Source organism: Dactylosporangium sp. CA-139066 (assembly GCF_050936175.1).
Classification (GTDB): Bacteria; Actinomycetota; Actinomycetes; order Mycobacteriales; family Micromonosporaceae; genus Dactylosporangium.
The window spans coordinates 6,562,802-6,584,927 of the sequence record NZ_JBNJNH010000001.1 but is presented as its reverse complement, the minus strand read 5'-3'; the positions used below and the strand labels follow the sequence as shown (position 1 = coordinate 6,584,927).

Below are 22,126 nucleotides of genomic sequence, written 5' to 3'. Positions count from 1 at the left end.
GGACCTTGGGGGGACCAGGTCCTGGAGAACGACCCGCATCAGCGTGTGGTGCGGGTCGGCGACACGGTGCGGCCGGGGGCGATGGCCGCTTGCCGTGTCGCCGGCGCGTTACCGGTCAGACGGCGGCGAGCGTCATGGCACGGGAGCACAGTTTGCGTGCCCACGTGATGCGGCGGAGGGCGACGTCGGGGTGGTTGCCGAACTCTTCAGCGGCGCGGGCGTAGCACTCGTCGGCGCCGAGCCGCTCGAGGGTGCGGGTGACGGTGTCGCGAACGGTGCTGTTGTCGAGGTCGGCCGTCTGTGAGGCGTCGGAGACGAACAGCGCCATGCACAGCACCGGGTCGACTGTGGAGGTCGTCATGGCTGATCACCAGTTCGCGAGAGGGTGTGGGCGTTAACTCCACGTTCTCTCGTACCGATGAGGTATGGCCTCGCGGCCACCTGCATTCTCCGGCTGCCGGTTTCCGCACCCGCATATACCTGCTAGCCGCCATGCCCCCGCACCGCCTCCCGGAAGCATGGCGCACGACGTCCGGTTTCGGCTTCGGTGCCCGGTTTCTTCGGCGGCCTCCAGTGCATCGAGGTCGCCGGCCCTCGTGCGTGTCGTAGCCGTCGCCCGATCTGCACGGGATATGCCCCGAGGTCCGCGGCCGAATCCCCGAACCACCATCCGCTCTCACGTCGCATCGCCATATGGCGCCTCTTCAGGTCCCGCCGGCTATCGGCCCGCATACTGCCGCAGCGCGGCCAGTGTGTCGGGCAGCCCCGCCCAGCCCAGCGGCATGAGGGCGTCGTCGCCGGCGAAGATGTCGGGCCGCTCGCAGAGCTGCTCGACCAGCCGGCGCTGCGTGACGTCGAGCGCCTCCAGCGGCACCGGTCCCCGGTCCGGCGCCGCGCCGCTGAGCAGGCCGGCCTGCTCGAGGATGATCAGCAGGTGGTTGTGCCAGTTGGACGAGGGCGTCTCGCCGAGCAGCCGGTCCAGGATCGGCCGCACTCGCTCGTCGTGCCCGTCGGGATCGATCTCCGCCAGCTCCTCGAGCGCCAGGTCCTCCCGGATGCCATACCAGGGCGCGCCGCCGCCCTTCCCATGCACCAGCGCGGCGGCCCACCGGCGCAGCTCCGCGAGCGCCTCGGGCAGCAGGCCCGGCCGGCGCAGCCGGGCCGCGGCGAGCGCCGCCGCCCACCGCACGCCCCCGTCGTCGTCCCGCATCCGCCGCCGCAGGATCTCGTCATACGCGCCCGTCCCGGCCGGCGCGACCGCCCCGAGGCCCAGCAGCGCCATCGTGGCCAGCGCGACGGGCGCCTCGTCGTCGTCGGCGGCGTCCGCGAGCGCCGCCGAGGAGCGCCCCGCATGCTCCGGGAACACCGCCAGCGCCTGCGCCGCCGGCACGGCGATCTCCGCGTCGGCGTCGCCGACCAGCGCGGCGAACAGCGGCACGCCCTCGGCGACCGCGTCATAGGCGGCCAGCGCGGACGACGGCCCGGCCGCCCGCAGCTCGCCGATCGGATATCGCCGCCACGTCGGCTGCCCGTCACCGGTGGCGACGAACTCCAGGAAGTCGACGAGCTGCCCACGGTCGGGAGTGGCCGAGTCGGCGGCCAGCTCCAGCAGGAAGGGCACGGCGGGCGCCGTGGCCGGATATCGCGTGCCCTGGTGTGCGATGCACGAATACAACTCGTGGCGCACCTCGCCGCGCACGTCGGCGTCCGGTGACAGCAGCGCACGAATCAGCGCCGGCACGTCATCCGCCGGGCCGTATGCGTGCGTGAGCCCCGCCCAGTCGACCTCGTCCAACCCCTGCCTCATGCCCGACATCTTGCCGGAGGGGTACGACAGAAAATCGGGTCAGCCGACCCCGGCGAGCTCGCTGGTGCAGTGCGGGCACCGGACCGCGCCCATCGGCAGGTCGGCGAGCTTGCAGCTCGGGCACTGCTTGGTCGGCGGCGGGTCACCGAAGACGGTCTTGCCACGCCGGGCCATGTAGGCCCGGTACGGCACGACGATCAGGAAGTAGATGACCGCCATGAAGATGACGAAGTAGATGACCGCGCCGATGAATGCGCCGAGGTCGATCCGCTGACCGTTGATCGTCCAGCCGACGCCCTTCCCGGTCGTCCCCCCGCCCGCGATCGCGTTGATCAGCGGCGTGATGACGCTGTCGGTGAACGACTTGATCAAGGTGCTGAAGGCCAGGGCGACGACCAGGCCGACCGCGACGACGATCAGGTCGCCTTGCATGAGAAAGTTCTTGAAGCCCTTCAACATCGCGTATTCCCCTGCGGTGAAGCGGGTCGCTGTGCCCGGTCGCCCCATGCAACCACCGCGCGAGCCGGCCAGGGGCGGGAGCGCGCCCGCGTCACCTCGCGATGCGCCGGGGATCACCTCAGGGGCAGCGCGCTGTCGCCGCCGTCCGTCAGTATCGAGCGTGTTCCGGAGAATGCGCATCCAGCGGTTGCAGCGGGCGCTGACGTTGCGCGTACGCAGGTGGCTGGCGGGGGACGACGTCGACGCGGTGCTCGACGAACGCGCCCTCAGCGAGGCGGCGCGGCTCATGCTCCTGTTGGACGCGCGTGACGGCGGCGTGGCGATCCGGGGCATGTACACCATCGGCATGGTGCACCTCGCGCGGTTCGTCGAGGCGCCGCCCGGCGCCGGGGACGAGGACCGGCAGCAGGCGCTCGAGCTGTTCACGATCGTGCGCGAGTTCTGGCACGGACTGCCCGACGACATCCTGCGGCTGCCGTTCGCGCTGCTCGAGCGGCGCGACGACGCCGAGGCCGACGAGCTGGGTCCGGCGCTGCTGCGCCACGCCATCGACGTCGGCGACGTGCGGATACTCAGCAAGAGCATCCGCCTGCTCGACGCCGCGCTTGCCCGGCACCCCGACGGTGACGCCGGTGCGACGCTGCACGAGTCGCTGTGCGTGGCGTTCCAGACGCGCGCAGCGATGCTGCACGACGTGGGCGACGCCCGCCAGGCGATCCGGCACGGCACGATCGCGGCCGATCGCGCGTCGGACCCGCGATGGCAGGGCCGCGCCCGGTCGAGCCTCGCCGGGGCGTACAAGACCGCGTTCGAACTCGGCGGTGACCTCGAGGACCTCGACCGGTGCATCGACGTGGTGCGGCTCGCCGCGCACGACGACGTCAAGGTCGGCGTGAATCTGGGCATGGCGCTGCGCATCCGGTACGACCACGCCGGCCGGGAGGCGGACCTCGTCGAGACGATCGAGGTCTTCCGGGACCTGTACCGGCGTGTCCCGCGCGAGCACGAGCACTGGGCGCGCATCGCCGACGGATACCTGGCCGCGCTGTTCCGCCGGGGCGATGACGACGAGACCGGGCCGGAGTTCGACGAGATGCTCGCGGTCCTGCGGGAGATCGTCGCCGGGACGGCCGCCGACGACCCGGACCGGCCCGACTGGTCGGCCCGGCTGGCGATCATGCTGACCCAGCGGTTGTTCGTGGCGCCCATCGCCAGCGACCTGGCCGAGGCGATCCGCATGATCGATGACGCGGTCGCGGCCATCGGCGCGTACGACCCGCGGCAGGACGACTACCGCAAGATCCGCGACGTGCTGTGGCAGATGCTCGAACGGGCCACGGTCGATCCGCCGTCGGGTGCCGGCGAGCCGGTCCGGGTGATGCACGGCGAGGACGCCGAGCACGCCGTGTCGGACATCCTCGCCGAGGCCAAGGCGCTGCTGGACGGCCAACCGGACGCCGGGGCCGTCGACCGGGCCGTGCAGCTGTGCCGCGACGCCGTGGCGGCCGCCGAGGCCACGCCCGACGGTTCGACGCGCCGCCTCACCGCGCGCGGGGAGCTCGTCGCCGCGCTGCTGGAGCGGTACCTGCTCGCGGAGCGGCTCGACGACCTGCACGAGCTCATCGCGCTGGCCCGGGACGTCGCGGCCACTGCGCGGGCCGACGCCGCCATCCGCGTCGCGATGCTGCCGGCGCTGAGCCAGGGGCTGGTGCTGCTGTACGAGCGGACCGGCGCCGCGGAGCATCTCGATGCCGCGGTGGACGCGGCCCGCGCGGGAGCGGCCGTCGTCGTCGACGACCAGCTGATCCGGGACGGCGCGGTCGTGAACGCGATTTCGGTACTGCGGACCCGGATCATGGCGAGGGACGCCCCCGCCGACCTCGACGAGGCGATCGAGCTGTGCGCGGCCGCGCCGGACCATCCCGACGTCCCGGCGTACCTCGCCGAGCTGCTGTCCGCCCGGTTCGGCCGGACGCGGGCCTACGCCGACGTCGACGGCGCGTGCCGGGCCGCCGCGACGGCCGTCGGCGCGAAGCCCGACGCCCATCGGCACGGGTTGCTGAGCGAGGCGCTGGCCCACCGGTACTCGTTCACCGCCGACCTCGCCGACCTCGACCAGGCCGTCGACAACGCCGAGCGGGGCTTGGCGCTCGCGGCCGGCGACCCGGACCGCACCCGGCTCCTGTGCGCGGCGAGCGACGCCCGGCGCCGGCGCTTCGAGGCCCGCGGCGTCACCGCCGACCTCGACGGCGCGATCGACGCGGCCCGCCGGGCGGTCCGCACCCTGCCCGGCGACGCCACGGCCGTCTTTACGCTCGCCGGCGCGGTCTTCACGGCGGCGCAGCGGCCGGCGGCGAGCCGGGCCGACGTGGACGAGAGCGTGGAGCTGTGCCGGCAGCTCGTGACCGTCGCGCCGGGCGAGGACCGCGCCGCGGCGCGGCAGGCGCTGGCCGCCGCGCTGCGCAACCGGCACGAGCGCGCGGGCGCGGTCGCCGACCTTCGCGAGGCGACCACCCTGGCGCGGGCCGCCGCCGACGAGTCGCCCCGGCCGGAGATGCTGTCCACCCTGGCCGGCTGCCTGTACTCCGAGTACCGGCTCTCCGGCACGGTGCGCGACCTCGACGCCGCGATGGTCGCCGCGCGCCGCGCGCTCGAGCACCCGGAGGTGACCGGCGTGTCCCGGCTCGCGCTCGTCAAGAACCTGGCCCTCCTGCGGCAGGCGACGGGCGCACCGCGCGAGATGCGGGCGGCGATGCGGTCGTGGCGGGAGATCGCCACGTCCCCGCTCGCGTCCGACACCGACCGCATCGAGGCGGCGATGGCCTGGGGCGACCTCGCCGAACGCCACGGCAGCCCGCGCCGCGCGAACGAGGCCTTCGCGACGGCGCTGGACCTGCTGCCCCGGGCCGCCTGGCGGGCCGGCGGCGACCGCGAACGGGTCCTGGCGGACCACTCGGCCGTCGCGAGCCTCGCCGCCGCGCACACCGCCGGGGACGGGCGGCCCGGCCGGGCCGTGGAGCAGCTCGAGCACGGCCGCGCCGTGATGTGGTCGCAGCGGCTCCAGCTGCGCCGCGACCTCATCGCGATCTGGCGGGTCCGCCCCGACCTGGCCGCGCGGATGGAGGAGGCGCAGGCCGGCCTCGCCGACGCCTGACCGGCGCTCCACCGGCGCCGATCGGCCATGAGGCGCGGTCGGCACGGTGGCGCCGCTCGTCCCCGGGCCGACCCGGCCGTTTGCCATGCGGCCGGCGCGTGGCCCGGTCAGACGGTGGTGAGAGTCATCGCCCGGGCACACAGCTCGCGGGCCCACGTGATGCGGGGGAGCGCGACCTCGGGGTGATTGCCGAACTCTTCAGCGGCGCGGGCGTAGCACTCGTTCGGGCCGAGCAGTTCGAGGGTGCGCGCGACGACGTCGCGAATGGTGCAGTTGTCCAGGTCGTACGTCTGAGGGGCGTCGGAGACGAACAGTGCCATGCACAGCACCGGGTCAACCGTGTAGGTCGTCATGGCGGTTCACCTCTTCGCAGGGGGCTGGGGCGGTGTCTCCACGCTCTCTCGTACCGATGAGGGATGGCCTCGCCGCCACCTGCATTCTCCGGCTGCCGGTTTCCGCACCCGCGGATACCTGCTAACCGCCATGCCCGCCCCACCCCGCCTCACCCTCTGCGGAGCAGGCCGGGACTTTCGGCACTGGGCGCTGCCGCGCGGAAAGGAGATCGTGGACTGAAGGAGGGCAGACCCATGCCGGACAGCATCGCGGCCGACCAAGGTGGTCGCTCCGAGCCGCCACTTTCGCGGCTGTGGGCCGCCCGGGGCGTCATCCTGTTCGCTGTCGTGGCCCTGCTGCTGCTCGCCGGGATTGCGGCCGCTGCCGCGGGCGCGGCGCCGTGGGCCTCGGCGGTGTGGGCCGGGGCGACGCTGGTCGGGTTGGCGTACTCGACGGTCACCATCGCGATGGCGCTGCGCCGCCGCCAGCCGTCGGTGGACGTCATCGCGTGGCTCGCGCTGGCCGGTGCGCTGCTGGTCGGCGAGCCGCTCGCGGGGGCCGTGATCGCGGTGATGCTGTTCACGGGCAGCGTCCTGGAGGCGCGCGCGTCGGCGCGGGCCCGCCGGGAGCTCAGCCGCCTGGCCGCCGGCGCGCCGAGGACCGCCCGCCGCGAAGGGCCGGACGGCGTGGACGAGATCCCCGTGGACCGTGTCGCGGTCGGTGACCGGCTGCTGGTCGGCGCCGGTGAGCTGGTGCCGGTCGACGGGAGACTGCTCGCCGGCGGCGTGTTCGACGAGTCGGCGCTGTCGGGTGAGCCGTTGCCGGTCGAGCGTCGCGCCGGCGACGACATCCGCAGCGGTGTCATCAACGCCGGCCCGGTGACGCGGATGCTGGCCACCGAGACCGCCGCCGCGTCGACGTACGCGGGCGTCGTGCGCCTGGTCGAGCAGGCCCAGGCGAGCAGCGCGCCGTTCGTCCGCATCGCCGACCGGTTCGCGGTTGCTTTCGTCCCCCTCACGCTGCTGGTGGCCGGGTTGACGTGGGCGGCGTCGGGCCAGGCCGTACGCGCGGTGGCCGTGCTCGTCGTGGCGACCCCGTGCCCGCTGCTGCTCGCGGCCCCGATCGCGATCATGTCGGGGCTGTCCCGGGCGGCCCGGCACGGCGTGATCCTCAAGGGCGGCGCCGCCCTCGAGCGGCTGGCCGCCGGGCGGGTCCTGCTGTTCGACAAGACCGGGACGCTCACCCGCGGGCGGCCGATGCTGACCGGGGTGATCGCGGCCGGCGAGGTGCCGGCCGACGAGGTGCTGCGGTTGTCCGCCTCGCTCGACCAGTCCTCGGCGCACGTGCTCGCGGCGCCCCTCGTCACGGCCGCCCGCGACCGCCGGCTGCCGCTCTCGCCGGCGTCCGAGGTGCGCGAACGGCACGGCTTCGGCATCGAAGGGACGGTGGACGGCCGGCCGGTACGCCTGGGCAAAGCCGCCTGGATCGTCGACGGCTCGGCGCCGGACTGGGTGCGCCGGGCGCGCCGCCGAGCCGCGCTGGACGGATCGCTGACCGTGTTCGCGGCGGTGGACGGCCGGCCCGCCGGGGTACTGCTGCTCGCCGATCCGCTCCGGCCGGACGCACCGCGGATGATGCGGACCCTGCGGGACGCGGGCATCGAACGCGCGATCCTGGTCACGGGTGACCGGGCCGACATCGCGGAGACCGTGGGGCGCATCGTGGGGCTCGACGCGGTGTACGCCGACCGCGACCCCGCCGACAAGCTCGCCATCGTCCGCGCCGAACAGGACACCGCACCGACGATCATGGTCGGCGACGGGGTCAACGACGCCCCCGCTCTCGCCGCCGCCGGTGTCGGCGTGGCCCTGGCCGCACGCGGCGCCACCGCTTCGGCCGAGGCCGCCGACGTCGTGCTCACGGCGGATCGCGTCGACGGCCTCGCCGATGCGATGCTCATCGCCCGGCGCAGCCACCGCATCGCCCGCCGCGCGGCCGGGCTCGGCATGGCCCTGTCGCTGGCGGCGATGGTCCCGGCCGCGGCCGGGCTGCTGACGCCGGTGGCCGGGGCGATCCTGCAGGAGGTGATCGATGTCGCGGCCATCGGCCTCGCCCTGACGGTCCTGCTGCCAGGCCGCATGCACACCGTCACCCTGCCGGCCGCCGACCTCGAAGCCGCCCGGCAGCTGTACGCGCAGCACGCCGCCATCCGGCCACTCGTGGAGCAGATCCGCGCCGTCGCCGACGACCTCTCCGTCACCGCGGCTGATCTCGGGCCCCTGCGCGAACTGCTGGACCGGCTCGAAGGCGACCTGCTCCCGCACGAGCGGGCCGAGGAGGCCCAGCTGCTGCCGATCGTCGCCCGCGCCCTCGGCGGCCCGGACCCGACCGGGGCGCTCAGCCGGACCCACGCCGAGATCGAGCATCAGGTCCGCCGGCTGCGGCGCGCCGTACGGGATGTCGGCGACGGGCCGCAGCCCGAGGAGGTCAGCGACCTGCGCGCCGGGCTCTACGGCTTGTACGCCATCATGCGCCTGCACAACGCCCAGGAGGAGGAGAACGCATTCAGTCTCATGCCGCCGGCGGCGGTCGAGACCTGATCCGTCTCGGTCGCCGGCCCGGTAGGGCGAATCCGCATGGCGCGGCCAGGAGGTGTGTGGTGCGCCAGCTCAGTGCGTTGGACGCGCAGTTTCTGTCGTTGGAGACCGATGCCGGTGTCGCCAACATCGGGGGCCTTTCGGTGCTTGACGGGGAGTGTTCCCGCAACGACCTGGTGGCGCTGGTGGGGGAGCGCAGCGCACTGGTCGCGCCGCTGCGGCAGCGGATCATGCCGGTGCCGTTCGGCCTGGATCGCCCGTACTGGGTGGAGGCGGAAGCGGTCGACCTGGGCTATCACGTCCGGGAGACGCGGCTGCCCCATCCCGGAAGCGATCGGCAGCTGGCCGCGCAGGTCGCCCGGCTGCACGGGCGCCGGCTGGACCGGCGCCGTCCGCTCTGGGAGATGTACCTCATCCACGGGCTGCGCGGCGGGCGTAGCGCGGTGTACGTGAAGCTGCACCACGCGACGGTCGATGGCGTCGGCGGGGCGCAGATCCTGGCCGCGGTCCTGGACCGGGAGCCTCGTCCCCCGCGCCGGGCGCCCGCGCCGCCGGCGGCGCCCGACTACGCCCCTGGATCGGCTGAGGTGCTGGTGCGTGCTGGGGCCCGGTTGGTCGCCGGTCCAGTGCGTCTGGTGCGATGCCTGCTCGAGACGGTGCCGTACCTCGACGAGATTCCGCTGGTGTCCCGGTTGCCCGGCGCGGCCCGGGTGTCCGGGACGATCCGGTCGGCGACCCGTTGCCTGGCCAAGGGTGAGCAGGTGCCCGTGCTGCCGCGGCTGACTGCGCCTCGGACGCCCTTCAACGGCCCGGTCTCCTCGCGCCGCAGCTTCGCCTTCACCACGCTGCGGCTGGACGAGGTGAAGTGGATCAAAAACGCGTTCGGGGTGACGGTCAACGACGTGGTGATGACGTTGACCGCGGCGGCCGTACGGCGGTGGCTGCTCGACCGTGGCGCGCTGCCGGAGGAGCCGTTGGTGACCGCCGTACCGTTCTCGCTGCGGGAGGCGGACGGGGCCGGGGCCGGCAATCAGGTCACGCTGATGATCACCTCCCTGCCCACCCAGATCGCCGATCCGCGCGAGCGGTTGCAGGCGGTGCACGCCGCGATGCGCAGGATCAAGGACCGACGCAAGTTGGCCCCCGCCCCATGGCTGCAAACGTGGAGCGAAGGCATGCCCACCGCGCTGACCGGCCTGGGCGATCGTGCGGCGTTCAGCCTGATCGCGCACACCTCGCCGGTGATCAATCTTGTCGTCTCCAACGTGCCCGGCCCGCAGCACCCGCTGTACCTGTGCGGCCGGCGAGTCCTCGCGATGTATCCGGTGTCGGCAGTCACGGACGCCAGTGGCGGCCTCGGCATCACCGCGTTGTCCTACGACGGCGGGATCGCCATCGGCATCATCGCCGACCCGACGATGGTCCCGAATATCTGGCACCTCGCCGGTTACCTGCGGGAAGCGTCCCAAGAGCTGAAGTCCTGCGCCAGGGCCGGACTTCGCAGAGCCCCGGTTTGAACGGGAACGGCCTGGGCAAGGAGCGCGCGGTGCTGAGCAGCCCGTTGCAGGCGAGTTGGGGTGCTCGTCGGGATGCGTCGCTGGGGGGGCAATGGCAACGGACGGCACGGCCGAACTCCAGGGTACCGGGTGCGGCATCGCGGTTCCCGGGCCGGCGAGGCGGGCGCGGTTCCCGTCCGCCATGGGGGCGGGCGGTCTGTCGTTCATGGTGGCTCTGGCCGTTGTGGGCGTCGGCAACCTGACGTTCCACGTCGTGGTCAGCCGTATGCTCGGCCCGGCCGCGTACGGTGCGTTCGGCTCGCTGCTGGTGCTGATCACGTTGATGACGGTGCCGGCCGGCGGGTTCCAGGCGCTGGTGACCGCCCGCACCGCGCGGCTCGTTCAGTCGGGTCGTCCGGTCGACGGACGGGTACTGCTCGGCCGCGCCCTCACGATCGGGGCGCTCTGCACGGGTGCGATGCTCCTGGCCGCGCCGCTCGTCCAGCGGCTGCTCCGGCTCACGTCGGTCTGGCCGGCCCTGTGCCTGGCGCTGTACTGCGTGCCGCTGGCCGCGATGGTGGTGCCGTGGGGCCTGCTGTGCGGGCAGGGCCGCTTCGGTACCGTCGGGGCCGTCGCGGTCGCCTCGACGGTGGTACGTGTCGGCGTCGCCGTGCTGTTCATCGAGGCCGGGCTCGGGGTGTCCGGGGCGGTCGCCGCGTCGGTCGTCGCCGACTCGCTCCAGGCGTCCGCGCTGTACCGCGCGAGCCGTCGGCGAGCGGGTGAACGGGCCGGCGCGGTATCGCTGCGGCTGGGCGCCAGAACGGCGGTCGGCGGCGTGGCGGCGTACTCGGGGCTGTGGCTGCTGACCGGCGTGGACACGATCGCCGCCCGCCAACTGCTCGATCCGGTGGTCGCCGGCCGGTACTCGGCGGCGGCGACCGCGCTGCACGCGGCCCTGTACGGGCCGCACGCGATCTCGATGGCGGTGCTGCCCGCGTTCGCCGCCGCGGATGTGGCACGTGCGCGCCGCCTGCTGGGCCGGACGCTGCTCGGTTCGGCGGCCGTCCTCGTCCCCGCGATGATCGTGCTGACCGTGCTGAGCCCGTGGCTGGTGCCGCTGGTATTCGGCAGCACCTTCCAGGTGCCGGTGCACGTGATCGCGGTGATGGCGGGCGCGACGTGCGGCATCGGCCTGCTGTGGGTCCTGGTGCAGTACAACATCGCCCGATCGGGCTCGGGCGCCGGTGTCGCCTGGCTCGGCGTTGCGGTGGCGGCGGTCGGTGTCGCGGTGTGGCACACCGGCCCGCTGGCGCTGGCGATCGTGATGCTTCCCGCGGCAGCGCTGCCGCTTGCCGGCGCGGTCTGGTCGGTCGTGCGACGCACTCCGTCGGCCACGCCGGATCGCGGGCGCCGGCGACTGGCCGAACCGGAGGCTCCGGTCGACCTGACCGTGGTGGTGCCGTACTACAACCCGGGCCCCGCGCTGCGCGCCAACCTGCGGCATCTGCGGGAGGAGCTGAGCGGGTGCGGGGTCAGTTTCGAGATCATCGCGGTCGATGACGGCTCCACGGACGGCAGCGCGGGCAGCATCAGCGACCTGGGGCCGGCCGTGCGGCGCTTGGCGCTGCCCGAACACCAGGGCAAGGGCGCCGCGTTGCGGTGCGGGCTGCTGGCCGGCAACGGCCGCTACCTCGGGTTCATCGACGCCGACGGCGACCTGGATCCGGTGCTGTGGCGATCGTTCGTGCGGCTGATCGAGCTGTACGAACCGGACGGCGTCGTCGGCGACAAGCGCCATCCGCTCACGATGATCGACGCCGATGCCTCGTGGACCCGCAACGTGTGCTCGGCCGGGTACCGGCTCCTGGTCCGGTTGTTGTTCCCGTCCCTGCCGGTCCGCGACACGCAGGTCGGTCTGAAGGTCTTCCGCCGCCAGCTGATCGCCGACATCCTGCCGTACTGCGAGGAGCGGCGGTTCGTGCTGGACGTCGAGATCCTGGCACTGGCCAACCGGCTCGGGTACCGGCGCATCCTCGCCGCGCCGATCAGCCTGTACCGGGTGGACCGCTCGACGGTGACGGCACGCGCGGTGCTGCGGATGTTCGGCGACACCCTCCGGCTCGGCTGGCGGCTGCGGGTGCGCGCCGAGTACCAGTTGCCGGCCGCCGGAACGGCCGACGCACCGGCCGCCGCCCGGCCGGACGTGGTGTACCGCCCCGTGCTGACCGAGGTGCCCTGAGATGCGGATCCTGGTCTGCAACTGGAAGGACCTGCGCCACCCGCAGGCCGGCGGCGCCGAGGTGTACACGCACGAGATCGCCCGGCGCTGGGTCGCCGCCGGACACATGGTGACCCAGTTCTGCGCGGCCGTCGACGGCGCGCCGGCGGTCGAGGACATCGACGGGGTACGCGTGGTGCGGCACGGCGGGCGGCTGGGCGTGTATCCGGCCGCCCGCGACTACTACCGCAGCGCCGGCCGCGGCCGGTTCGACCTGGTGATGGACGAGGTGAACACCCGCCCCTTCGGCTGTCCGCGGTGGGCGGGCGACACCCCGGTGGTCGCCCTGATCCATCAGGTCTGCCGCGAGATCTGGCACTACGAGATGCCGCCGCCGGTGGCCCTGCTCGGCCGGTACGTGCTGGAGCCGGCCTGGCTGCGGCGGTACCGCAAGGTCCGGGTGCTGACCGTGTCACCGTCCAGTCAGGACTCCCTACGGCAGTACGGGCTGCGCGACGTGACCGTGGTGCCGGCGGGGATCGCCCGCCGGCCCCGGCCGGACGTGCCCCGCGAGCCTCACCCGACCGTCGTCTTCGTGGGCCGGCTGGCCAGCAACAAGGGGCCGCTGGCGGCCCTCGCCGCGTACCACCTGCTGCGAGAGCGGGTGCCCACGGCCCAGATGTGGTTCGTCGGAGACGGACCACAGCGGGCCGCTCTCGCCGCTCGCGCGGGGTCCGGGGTGACCCTGTTCGGCCGGGTCAGCCGCGCGGAGCGGGACGAACTGCTGGCCCGGGCGCACGTCCTGGTGGTGACGTCGGTACGGGAAGGGTGGGGGCTGGTCGTGGACGAGGCGGCCGCCATGGGCACCCCGGCGGTCGGCTACGACCGGCCGGGACTGCGGGACTCGATACCGCCGGCCGGCGGCGTACTGGTCGAGCCGACGCCCGCCGCCCTGGCGGCCGCGCTGGCGCACGGGCTGCCGAAATGGACGGCGGCGCCCGCGGCCCGCGGCTGGCGGGGCGGCGCGGCGGACTGGGACACCGTGGCGGACACGGTGCTGACCGAAGCGACCACCCGCAGCCGTCCACAACCCGACAGGGAGCTTCGATGACAACCGGTCCGCTGATCTCCGTGGTCGTCCCGACACTGAACACGCAACGCACGCTGGCGCGCTGCCTGACCAGCATCCGCGCCCAGTCGTATCCCCACGTCGAGCTGGTCGTGGTGGACAACCGTTCCACCGACGCGACGACGGCGATCGCTCGCGACCACGCGGACGTGGTTGCCACCTGCGGACCCGAGCGCAGCGCGCAGCGCAACCACGGCTGGCGGATCAGCTCCGGCGAGTACGTCATCTTCATCGACGCCGACATGGTGCTGGCCGGCGACATCGTCGCCGAGGTGGTCGACGCATTCCGGGCCGGCCCGGACCTCGGCGCGCTGGTCATCCCGGAACTCGCGTTCGGAGACGGCTTCCTGGCCCGGTGCCGGGCGCTGGAGAAGCGGCTGTATCTGGGCGACAGCCGGGTGGAGGCGGCCCGGGCGTTCCCCCGGCAGGTCCTGGACAAGGTCGGCGGCTACGACGAGGACATCACCGGGTTCGAGGACTGGGAGCTGCCCGACCGGGTCCTGGCGGCCGGCTACCGGCTCGGGCGCGTGTCGTCGTTCATCATGCACGACGAGGGCCGGATCAGCCTGCGCAGGGCGTTCCACAAGAAGCGGTACTACGGACGCTGGCTGCCCCGGTACCGCAAGGCACAGCAGGCTGTGCCGCGCCCCCTCGGCCGGCCGGCGCTGCTGTCGCACCCCGGGCTGGTCCTGCGTGCCCCGCACCGGTTCGCCGGACTCCTGCTCCTCAAGACGACGGAGTGGAGCGGCCTGGCGCTCGGCGCGCACGAGGGCAAATGGGCCGCCCGGTTGTGACCAACCAGACGCTCCTGCCCGCCCGTGCGGGCGACCGGCCGCCGCCGCCCGAGAGCGGCAACCGCCCGCTCCTGCGCTGGGCAGCCTGGCGTTTCCCGCTCGTCGCCTACGCGGCCCCGGTCGCGATCACGGCCCTGGCCACCCTGACCTGGTTCTCTTCGGGCCGGTTCGCGGCCGGCGGCGACGTCCCGCCGTTCGTCCGGGACAGCCTCGGCGGCGAGGTGACCGGCTCGTGGAGCCACCAGGCCACCGGCGCGGGCTCCACGTCCACGGCAATCCTCCAGCTCATCGAGGTCCTCCTGATCCGGAGCCTCGGGCTGATCGGCCTGGGCGCACCGGTCGCCCAGTGGCTGCTGTACGTGCTGTGCTTCGGCTTGTGCACCTTCGGCGCCGGCTACCTCGCTGGCGCGTGGGTGCGCCGGCCGGTGGCGGTGGCCGCGGCCGGGCTGCTCGGCAGCTTCAACGTGTATCTCCTGGTGTGGCTGCCGAATCCGCTGCCGCCACTGGCGATCGGGCTGACCGGCCTGCTGGCCGGAATGGCCGCCCGGGCGGCGGCGGGGCGGCCGATCAAGCCGATCGCGTTCGGCGCGGCGACGCTGCCGGCGGCCTACGTCGCGCTCAATCCGCCGTGGCTGCTGATGACGATCCTGACCGTGCTGTTCATCCCGGTCGCGGCCGGGCTGGTGGGCGGCCGGCGGGCGCTGCACCGGGTCTCGCTCCTGCTGATCCGGGCCCTGCCCTGGGTGGTGCTACTCAACCTGTGGTGGGTCGTACCGTTCGCGCAGCACCTGCTGTCCCCGGCCGGCGTGGCGTTCTCGGCGGTGACCGACATCCGGGACTGGGCGTGGACGCACGCCCGCAACAGCGCGGCCAACGTCGTGACGCTGAACGCGAGCTGGGCGTGGAACGTGCCCGGCCTGTTTCCCTTCGCCGCGTCGCTCAGCAGTGGCCTGCGGGCCACGCTGCACTGGCTGTTTCCATTGCTGGCGCTCGCCGGCGTGGTGCTCGCGGGCGGCGGCCGGCGACGGCGGGCCGCGTGGCTGGTCGCGGGCGTCGGGCTGGTGCTGCTGTTCCTGTCGACCGGCATCCGATCGTCCAAAGTGGGCGGGGTCAACCTGTGGCTGTACGACCACGTGCCCGGCATGTGGCTGATCCGCGACCCGGCCAGCAAGCTGGGCGTACCCACGGTGCTGATCTACACATCGCTGGCCGCGCTCGCGATCGACCGTGCGGTCGAACTGGCGCCCCGCCTGGCGACGGCATCCTGGTTGCGTCGGCACCGGACGTTCGGCGGGCTGCCACCGCGCCTGGTGGGAATGGTGCCGCAGGCCGTCGCCGCCGGGGCGGTACTGGGCGCGCTGGCCTTCCCCTCGCCGATGTGGACCGGCTCGGCGCTCCCGGACCGGACGCACGGCGAGACTCCGAGCTCCCGGGTAGCCGTTCCGGCCGGCTGGCACCGGCTGGCCGACGAGGTCAACGCGACTCCCGGCGCGGGCAAGGTCCTCACCCTCCCGGTCAACCTGAACCACTACATGGTGGCCACCGACTGGGGGTACCGCGGTGTCGACGTGATCCCCGCGCAGCTGCTCAAGCGGCCGACGCTGCACCTGCTGCCGGGCGGGTACTACGACGACCTGCCCGCCGTGAAAGATCTGATCATCGAGGCGCAGGAGGCCCTGCTGGACGGCGATCAGCAGTCCTGGCGCGGCGCGCTGCGGGCACTCGGGGTGGACACCGTGATCGTCCGGCACGACCTCATGCCGGCGTCCTTCGACGGTCCCCTCAGCGCTGACCCGGACCGGCTGGACGCCGCGCTGGCCGGCATCGTCGGCGGCGGCCAGGCCGGCCGGTTCGGGGTCGCCACGCTCTATCGCCTGACCGGTCCCGGCCCGGTGTCGGCGCGCGGCCGGCTGACCGGCATCCAGGCGCCCGACCCGGACACGCTGGCCCGGGTGGCGGCCGCGCTGCCCGACGGCGAGGCCGGCAGCGCCGATCCGGGCCAACCGGTCGACGCGTTCACCGGGGTGACTGCCGGCTCCGGCGACCTGAGCTTCACGCTCGCCACGGCCGGACGGTACCGGCTCGAGCGGCCCGGTCCGGACGCCAGCTACCGGGCCGCCCTGAACGACGGCCGGTTGACCTTCACCGACACCGACAGCGTGGCCGTCGACGGACACCCGCTGCCGAGCCGGCCGCCGGTGAGCATGGAGCTGGCCGACCCGAACGTGGTCGGCCTCGAGGTGGCCGGGACCGTGCGGGCGATGCCGGCCGGCGGCGACGTGGTCGCGGCGGGACCCGGCACGACCGTGACGGCTTATGCGACCGCGCGCGGCACCGGGTTGACCGGGCCGTTCCGCAGCGCCGCCGACTGTACCGGTGTTCCCGGCACCCCGGCCGGCGGGAACCCGCTGCGCCTGGCCGTACGCTCGGGACGCGTCTGTGCGGAGGCTGCGGTCCAGCTCACCGACGCGGGCACGTACCGGATCCGGTTCCAGGTCCGCAGCGCGGGCGCCGCCACGCCGGGCCTGTGCCTGTGGCAGGACGGGCCGGCGCGGTGCGCGCCGCTACCCGCCCCGCCGGCCGCGGCCGGATGGTCGCAGTACACCGCCGTCACCCGGCTGCTTCCGGACGTGGTCGCCGCGCGGCTGTACGTCTATGCCGAATCGGGTACCGGATCGGGCGCCGCCGAGTACCGCGACCTCGAGGTGACGCCGCTGCGCGAGGTGGGATCGGCCACGCTGCCGACGGTACCGGCGCCGCCGTCGACGCTCGCCCTGTCGGCCGGCCGGCACACGATGACCGTGCGCCGCCAGGTGTCCACGACCGCCGCCGGCGCTGCCGCATACGGGAACTGCTTCGCTGCCGGCGGCCGTTCGGGCTGGAGCCCGGGCGGCCCGCTTGTCACGCTCCAGCCGGATCGCACCCTGCTGCTGGACGCGCCGAGTCTCGGCCGGTGCGCCCAGCTTGACCCGGTGGCCGCCGTGCCGGGCGCGACGTACCGGTTCGTCGTCGACTACCGCACCGGCTTCGGCCAGACACCCAGAGTCTGCCTGGCGCTGGCCCCGGCCGGGCGGTGCGCCGGCACCACCGGCCTCACCCGCAGCGGTAGCTGGCAGACGATGACCGCCCTGATCCGGGCGCCGGCCGGGACCACCAGCATCACGCCGCAGGTGTTCGCGGACGCGACGAACATGGTGCCGACCAGGATCGCGTACCGCAACGTCAGCCTGACCCGGACCGCACTGGTCACAGTCCGGGCCGTCCCGATCGACGTCACGGCCGCGCGCGTACCGCAGATACAAGCGACCACGGTGTCGCCATCGCGCTACCGGGCCGACGTCCACGGCGCGGCCGGCCGGTTCACCCTGGTCCTGCCCGAGTCGTACGCCCACGGCTGGCAGCTGACCGGCCTCCCGCCCGGCTGGACGGCCCGGCATCTGACCGTGTCCGGGTACGCCAACGCCTGGCAGGTCAGCGGCACCGGCGATGCTGATCTCGCCCTCGTCTACGCGCCCAGCCGGTGGAGCTCGGTCGCGTTGGCGAGCTCGATCCTGACCGCCCTGGCGATGCTCGCGCTCGTCGCCGGCGCGGCGGTGGCGCGCGTCCGGCGACCGGGGGTGCCGGCGTGGCGGGCCTAGGTCTGCGGCACAAGGCACCGATCGCGGTGATCAAGCTGGCCCGCGGCGCACTGGCGAACACGCCGGCGCAGCGGCTGCCACTGGTGGGATGGGCGTACCGCAAGACCGTCCGGGCGGTCTGGGGCGGCCGGGAGCGCACGGTGGACTTCCGGGGCCTGCGGCTGACGCCACCGGCCGACGACCACGTCTTCACAGCGGGCCTGATCGGCGGGTTCTACGAGTCGATCGAGCTGGACCTGTTCGAACGCCTCGCCGCCGCCAGCCGGGACGTCATCGACGTCGGTGCCAACATCGGCATCTACGCCTGCGTGGGCGCCGCGCATCTGCCGCCCGGCGGGCGGCTGACCGCCTTCGAACCGGTACCCGCGAACCTCGCCCTGCTCCAGCGCAATCTCGCGCAGAACGGCCGGTCCGACCGGGTCACGGTGGAGCCCTGCGCGGTGGGCGAGGCACCCGGAGCGACGATGATCCACCTCGCGTCCGGCTCCGGCAACCACTCGCTCGCCGCCGCGGTGACCGGCGGCGGCCGCGGCGCGCTGCCGGTGCGCGTCACCAGCCTGTCCGACCACCTCGGGGCCGGGTCGCCGGTCGATCTGCTGAAGGTCGACGTCGAAGGCTACGACGGTTACGTCCTGCGCGGGGCGGCCCGGCCACTGCACGAGTACCGGCCCACGCTGCTGGTGGAGTTCGTACCGAGGCACCTGCGCAACGCGGGCTTCCCGCCGGGCGAGCTCCTCGACATCGTCTTCGCCGGCTACCGGCACGTCTTCGCGATCGACGAGCCGCGCGGACGGCTGTGGCGCTGCACGCGGGACCAGCTCGCACGGCACGCCGGCCGGAGGGTCAACCTCAACCTGGTCGCGGCGGCGAACCCGGCGCACGTCGAGGTCATCGAGGACTACCGGCGATCCGCCTGACCGTGGCCGCGAGCGGGTGAGCAGGAGAATCACGCGCCGTCCGCACCCGGCCGATGGCTACGCTTCTCGCCATGCTCAAGAGCCGAGCGCCCTGGGTTGTCCTGGCCGGTGCCTATGCGCTGCTCGTCCAGGAGCTGGTGCGCATCTCGCTCACCGGCCACATGCACAGCATGGACAACCGGTTCGTGGTCGACGCGGTGCGCCGGCTGCTCGACGGCGGCTCGCCGTACGAGTCGAACCGGTTCCTGTACCCGCCGTCGAGCGTGCCGTTCGCGCTGGCCCTCACCCCGCTGTCCGACACCCAGCTGGAGCGGCTGTTCCCGTGGGGGCTGGCGGCACTGCTGCTGGTCGGCTGGTGGGCGGCGCTGCGGCTGTTCGACGTCGGCCTGCGCTCCTGGCTCGGGGTCGCCGGCGTCGCCGCGTTCGCGCTGTTCAACCCGACCGTCAGCGTCGTCGAGCTGGGCAACTGGACCGCGCCGGTGGCGGCCCTGATGTCGGTCGCGCTGCTGCTCATGGGGCGCGGGCGATGGCTCGCCGCGGGCGTGGTGATCGGCGTGTCGATCGCGGTCAAGCCGATGCTGGTGCCGATCGGGCTGGTGTTCCTGCTCGCCCGCAAGTGGCGGGGGCTGGCCGCGGCGGCCGGCATCCCGATCGCCGTCTGCGCGGTGGTGACGCCGCTGCTGCCCGAGCCGGGCCTGTTCTTCACCCGGACGCTGCCGTTCCTGCTCGGCGGCCAGGACGAGTTCGCCCGGCCGTACGACTCGTCCCTGCCGGCCATGCTGCCCCGGATCGGCATTGACGGTGCGCTCCTGGCGATCGTGCGGATGGCGGTGCTCGGCCTCACCGTCGCCGCCGCGCTGCTGCGCTGGCGCAACGGCGGCGACCAGCGCCTGCGCCTCGTCGACACGTCGGCGATCCTGATGATCGGCACGTTCCTGGTCAGCACCCCCGCGTTCGGCTACTACCCGCTGGTGGTGCTCCCGCCGCTGGTCGCCGGCGTGGTGGTCCGCGGCTCGACGGCCCGCTCCGTGTGGTTCTGGATCGCCTTGGTACCCCTGGTGCGCTCGCTGCAGTTCATCGGCGTGGACTTCCTCGACGGCGGCCACACCGACTACCGGCAGGCGGCCAAGCCCTTCGCCTGGATGGTCGTCGCGGGCACCCTGCTGCTGGTGCGCACCTTGCGCCGTGAGGCGGCCCCGTCGTGGCTGGAACTGCCGGCCCAGCCGGCCGCGCCCGAGCCGGAGCGCCTCGCGGCTACGTCGTCCTCCGGCTGAGCGGGGCCCCGGCGGCGGTCCAGGCGGTTGCTCGCGCCGGTTCACGGTGCGGTGGACGTCTGCGACGACGTTGCGGTGGACGTCTGCGACGACGTTGTCCCGGCGAGTTCGTGCTCGGCCGCCGCAGTGCTGACCGAGCTGTCCGCCGGCGCCGAGCTGCTGGTCGTCGGCTCACGCGGTCGCGGCGGTTTCACCGGCCTGCTGCTGGGCTCGGTGAGCCAGGCGGCCATTCACTATGCGGCCTGCCCGGTCGTTGTCGTTCGGTGACAGCACGCCGGTAGGCGGCCGTTCCGGCATCAGGATGATCGGCGCGTGTGGATGTTCAGCGATGCCGGGCGACGAGGACCGGCACGGATGCGTGCTCCAGCACCTGCTGCGTCACCGAGCCGAGCCGGAGTCCCTCGAAGCCGCCCTGCCCGCGAGGGCCGAGCACGACCATGAGCGCGTCGATTGCCTCGGAGACCACCACGGGTGCCGCCGTGCCCTGTACGGCGCGCAGCTGGACCTCCACCGTGGGGTATTTGGCCCGCCACGGCTCCACCTGGGCGACCAGGACGTGCTGCGCCGCGCTGGCGAGCCGGGCCGGGTCCACACTGCGGCCCCAGCGGTGCGGCGGCTCCTGCCAGGCACGCACCGCGGTCAGTGCCACGCCGCGTGAGGCGGCCTCCGCGAAGGCCAGCTCCACCGCGAGTTCGGAGGGCGCCGAGCCGTCGGCACCGACGACGATGGGCCCGTGCTGCGGCAGCGGGCCTCCTGGTTCCGCCCAGCGTTCGGCGTGATGGACGACGAGCACCGGGCAGTGTGCGTGTGCGGCCAACTGCAGTCCGACCGAGCCGAGCAGCAGCGACTGGAAGCCGCCCGTTCCGCGGCTGCCCACGACGACGAGGCTCGCGTGCCGGGACTGTTCGACGAGCATCCGGGCCGGGCTGCCGTGCCAGGTGGAGGTGGTGACGTTGCGCAGACAGGGCTGCCAGTTGCGGGCCTCGGCGGCGGCTTGCAGGGCGAGCTCGTGCTCGTCCGCCGCCTGTTCGAAGGGGTCGGCAACGCCCAGGGCGTGCGTGATCTGTAGCGGCTGCCCATGGCGTATCGCCTCGTCGGCGGCCCAGCGAACCGCCCCGAGGCTGGCTGGCGAGCCGTCGACACCCACGATGACCGGGCGGTGGTCGGCGGTCATGACGCGCCCCCTCGTGTCGGCCGGAGTGCCGCCGGAGACGGCCTTCCACCTTCACCATGCCGCGGCGCAGCCGCCGACGGCAGGGCTTTCGGCCCGGCTTGGGACGGGTGGCACGGCCTGACCGGTCGCTGATGCTTGCGAGGCAGCCTCCGGATGAAGCCCCGGTCGGTGATGTTGCGCTCGCATATCGCCACTCGGTTCGGGAAGATGCCGGCCGGATGCCCGCGAGCGTGGGACAGGGCCAGATCCGGTTGCGGACCAGAGGGCATTTCCGGCGCCACGCGATCTGCGCGATATCGCCCGCGTTCGGGGTGGACCAGTCCCACACCGAGCCGAAAAGAGTCTGGTGGGCCATGAAGCACTCCATCCGGGGGCCGGCCGTGCTGGTCGGTGCCGCACTCACCGCCACCGTCACGCTCGCCGGCTGCAGCGACACGGCAAGCAGCGGTCAGGCTCCCGTCTCGCCCGGCAACGGCAGCGTGAGCGTCAACCCGACGTACAACAATGCCGACGCGCTGTTCGTGCAGATGATGATTCCGCACCATGAGCAAGCCGTGGAGATGTCCGCGCTCGCCGCGACGAAGGCGACCGATCCGGGCGTCAAGCAGGTCGCCACGAAGATCGGTACGGAGCAGAGGGCGGAGATCGCGACGATGAAGGGCTGGCTGGCCGCGTGGGGTCGGCCGACCACGATGCCGAGCTGCCCCGGCCCGCAGTGCATGCCGAGCGGCATGCCACATGGCATGAAGCCGAACGGGATGCCCAGTGGGGTGATGCCCAGTGGAATGCCGGCGATGCCGGGCATGATGTCCAGCGCCGACATGGCAAAGCTGAAGGCGGCGACCGGCAGCGACTTCAATCGGCTCTTCGTCCAGATGATGATCGCTCACCACCAGGGCGCGATCATGATGGCCCAGGCCGAGCTCGCCCACGGCACCAACCCGGACGCCAAGGCTCTCGCCGGCCGCATCGTGCAGACGCAGCAGGCCGAGATCGTCGCGATGCAGCCGCTGGCCGGGCAGGGGCACTCATGAGCAGCTGATCCCCGTCACGGCCTCTCATCTGGCCGTCTGGGGGTGGGAAGCGCGGGGTGGGGTCTGCTTGCTCCGGTTGCTGCCGGAAACCGGCCGAGCAAC

15 protein-coding genes and 1 pseudogene are annotated in these 22,126 nt (G+C 73.5%); 11 read left to right on the top strand and 5 right to left on the bottom strand.

Annotation, left to right across the window (positions count from 1 at the left end):
* Nucleotides 1–115: 115 nt before the first annotated feature.
* The 3 genes from ACQEVU_RS30255 to ACQEVU_RS30245 all read right to left on the bottom strand — a co-directional run bounded on the left by ACQEVU_RS30255 (nt 116) and on the right by ACQEVU_RS30245 (nt 2,266).
* Nucleotides 116–361: a hypothetical protein gene (locus ACQEVU_RS30255; RefSeq protein ID WP_433329443.1), complete on the bottom strand. Its 246-nt coding sequence runs from the start codon at nt 359–361 to the stop codon at nt 116–118.
* Between the two features lie 357 nt (nt 362–718).
* On the bottom strand, nt 719–1,807 hold the full coding sequence (locus tag ACQEVU_RS30250; protein ID WP_433329441.1) for a hypothetical protein: 1,089 nt from the start codon (nt 1,805–1,807) through the stop codon (nt 719–721).
* A 39-nt stretch (nt 1,808–1,846) separates the two neighbouring features.
* Nucleotides 1,847–2,266, bottom strand: a complete 420-nt coding sequence (locus ACQEVU_RS30245; RefSeq protein ID WP_433329439.1) for an MscL family protein — start codon at nt 2,264–2,266, stop codon at nt 1,847–1,849.
* Nucleotides 2,267–2,426: 160 nt separating this feature from the next.
* On the opposite strand from ACQEVU_RS30245, the gene ACQEVU_RS30240 reads away from it, so the two are divergent.
* Entirely contained in the window at nt 2,427–5,420 is a 2,994-nt protein-coding gene (locus ACQEVU_RS30240) for a hypothetical protein (protein WP_433329437.1), read from the top strand.
* 107 nt (nt 5,421–5,527) lie between these two features.
* Here the strand turns inward: ACQEVU_RS30240 and ACQEVU_RS30235 are convergent, their stop codons facing one another.
* Entirely contained in the window at nt 5,528–5,773 is a 246-nt protein-coding gene (locus ACQEVU_RS30235) for a hypothetical protein (RefSeq protein ID WP_433329435.1), read from the bottom strand.
* Between the two features lie 234 nt (nt 5,774–6,007).
* Between ACQEVU_RS30235 and ACQEVU_RS30230 the strand changes: the two genes are divergently transcribed.
* The 9 genes and pseudogenes from ACQEVU_RS30230 to ACQEVU_RS30190 form a co-directional block, all read left to right on the top strand.
* Nucleotides 6,008–8,353 (top strand): heavy metal translocating P-type ATPase, encoded by a 2,346-nt coding sequence (locus tag ACQEVU_RS30230; protein WP_433329433.1) that lies wholly within the window; start codon nt 6,008–6,010, stop codon nt 8,351–8,353.
* 59 nt (nt 8,354–8,412) lie between these two features.
* Nucleotides 8,413–9,867: a WS/DGAT/MGAT family O-acyltransferase gene (locus ACQEVU_RS30225; RefSeq protein ID WP_433329431.1), complete on the top strand. Its 1,455-nt coding sequence runs from the start codon at nt 8,413–8,415 to the stop codon at nt 9,865–9,867.
* A gap of 205 nt (nt 9,868–10,072) precedes the next feature.
* On the top strand, nt 10,073–12,085 hold the full coding sequence (locus ACQEVU_RS30220; protein WP_433329429.1) for a glycosyltransferase: 2,013 nt from the start codon (nt 10,073–10,075) through the stop codon (nt 12,083–12,085).
* A 1-nt stretch (nt 12,086) separates the two neighbouring features.
* Nucleotides 12,087–13,175 (top strand): glycosyltransferase family 4 protein, encoded by a 1,089-nt coding sequence (locus ACQEVU_RS30215; RefSeq protein WP_433329427.1) that lies wholly within the window; start codon nt 12,087–12,089, stop codon nt 13,173–13,175.
* A complete protein-coding gene (locus tag ACQEVU_RS30210; protein ID WP_433329425.1) occupies nt 13,172–13,987 on the top strand; it encodes a glycosyltransferase family 2 protein in 816 nt (271 codons plus the stop codon). The genes ACQEVU_RS30215 and ACQEVU_RS30210 overlap by 4 nt, the downstream gene beginning before the upstream one ends.
* Complete coding sequence (locus ACQEVU_RS30205) at nt 13,969–17,625, top strand: hypothetical protein (protein ID WP_433329423.1); 3,657 nt, start codon at nt 13,969–13,971, stop codon at nt 17,623–17,625. Before ACQEVU_RS30210 ends, ACQEVU_RS30205 begins: the two co-directional genes overlap by 19 nt.
* Nucleotides 17,613–18,542, top strand: coding sequence for an FkbM family methyltransferase (locus tag ACQEVU_RS30200; RefSeq protein WP_433329421.1), 930 nt, complete (start codon nt 17,613–17,615; stop codon nt 18,540–18,542). The genes ACQEVU_RS30205 and ACQEVU_RS30200 overlap by 13 nt, the downstream gene beginning before the upstream one ends.
* A 71-nt stretch (nt 18,543–18,613) precedes the next feature.
* Entirely contained in the window at nt 18,614–19,816 is a 1,203-nt protein-coding gene (locus tag ACQEVU_RS30195; protein WP_433329419.1) for a glycosyltransferase family 87 protein, read from the top strand.
* 147 nt (nt 19,817–19,963) lie between these two features.
* A pseudogene (locus ACQEVU_RS30190) lies at nt 19,964–20,083 on the top strand (universal stress protein); the annotation flags it as partial.
* Between the two features lie 55 nt (nt 20,084–20,138).
* On the opposite strand, the gene ACQEVU_RS30185 reads toward ACQEVU_RS30190, so the two are convergent.
* Nucleotides 20,139–20,990: a universal stress protein gene (locus tag ACQEVU_RS30185; protein ID WP_433329417.1), complete on the bottom strand. Its 852-nt coding sequence runs from the start codon at nt 20,988–20,990 to the stop codon at nt 20,139–20,141.
* A 218-nt stretch (nt 20,991–21,208) separates the two neighbouring features.
* Between ACQEVU_RS30185 and ACQEVU_RS30180 the strand changes: the two genes are divergently transcribed.
* Entirely contained in the window at nt 21,209–22,024 is an 816-nt protein-coding gene (locus ACQEVU_RS30180; RefSeq protein WP_433329415.1) for a DUF305 domain-containing protein, read from the top strand.
* Nucleotides 22,025–22,126 lie beyond the last annotated feature (102 nt).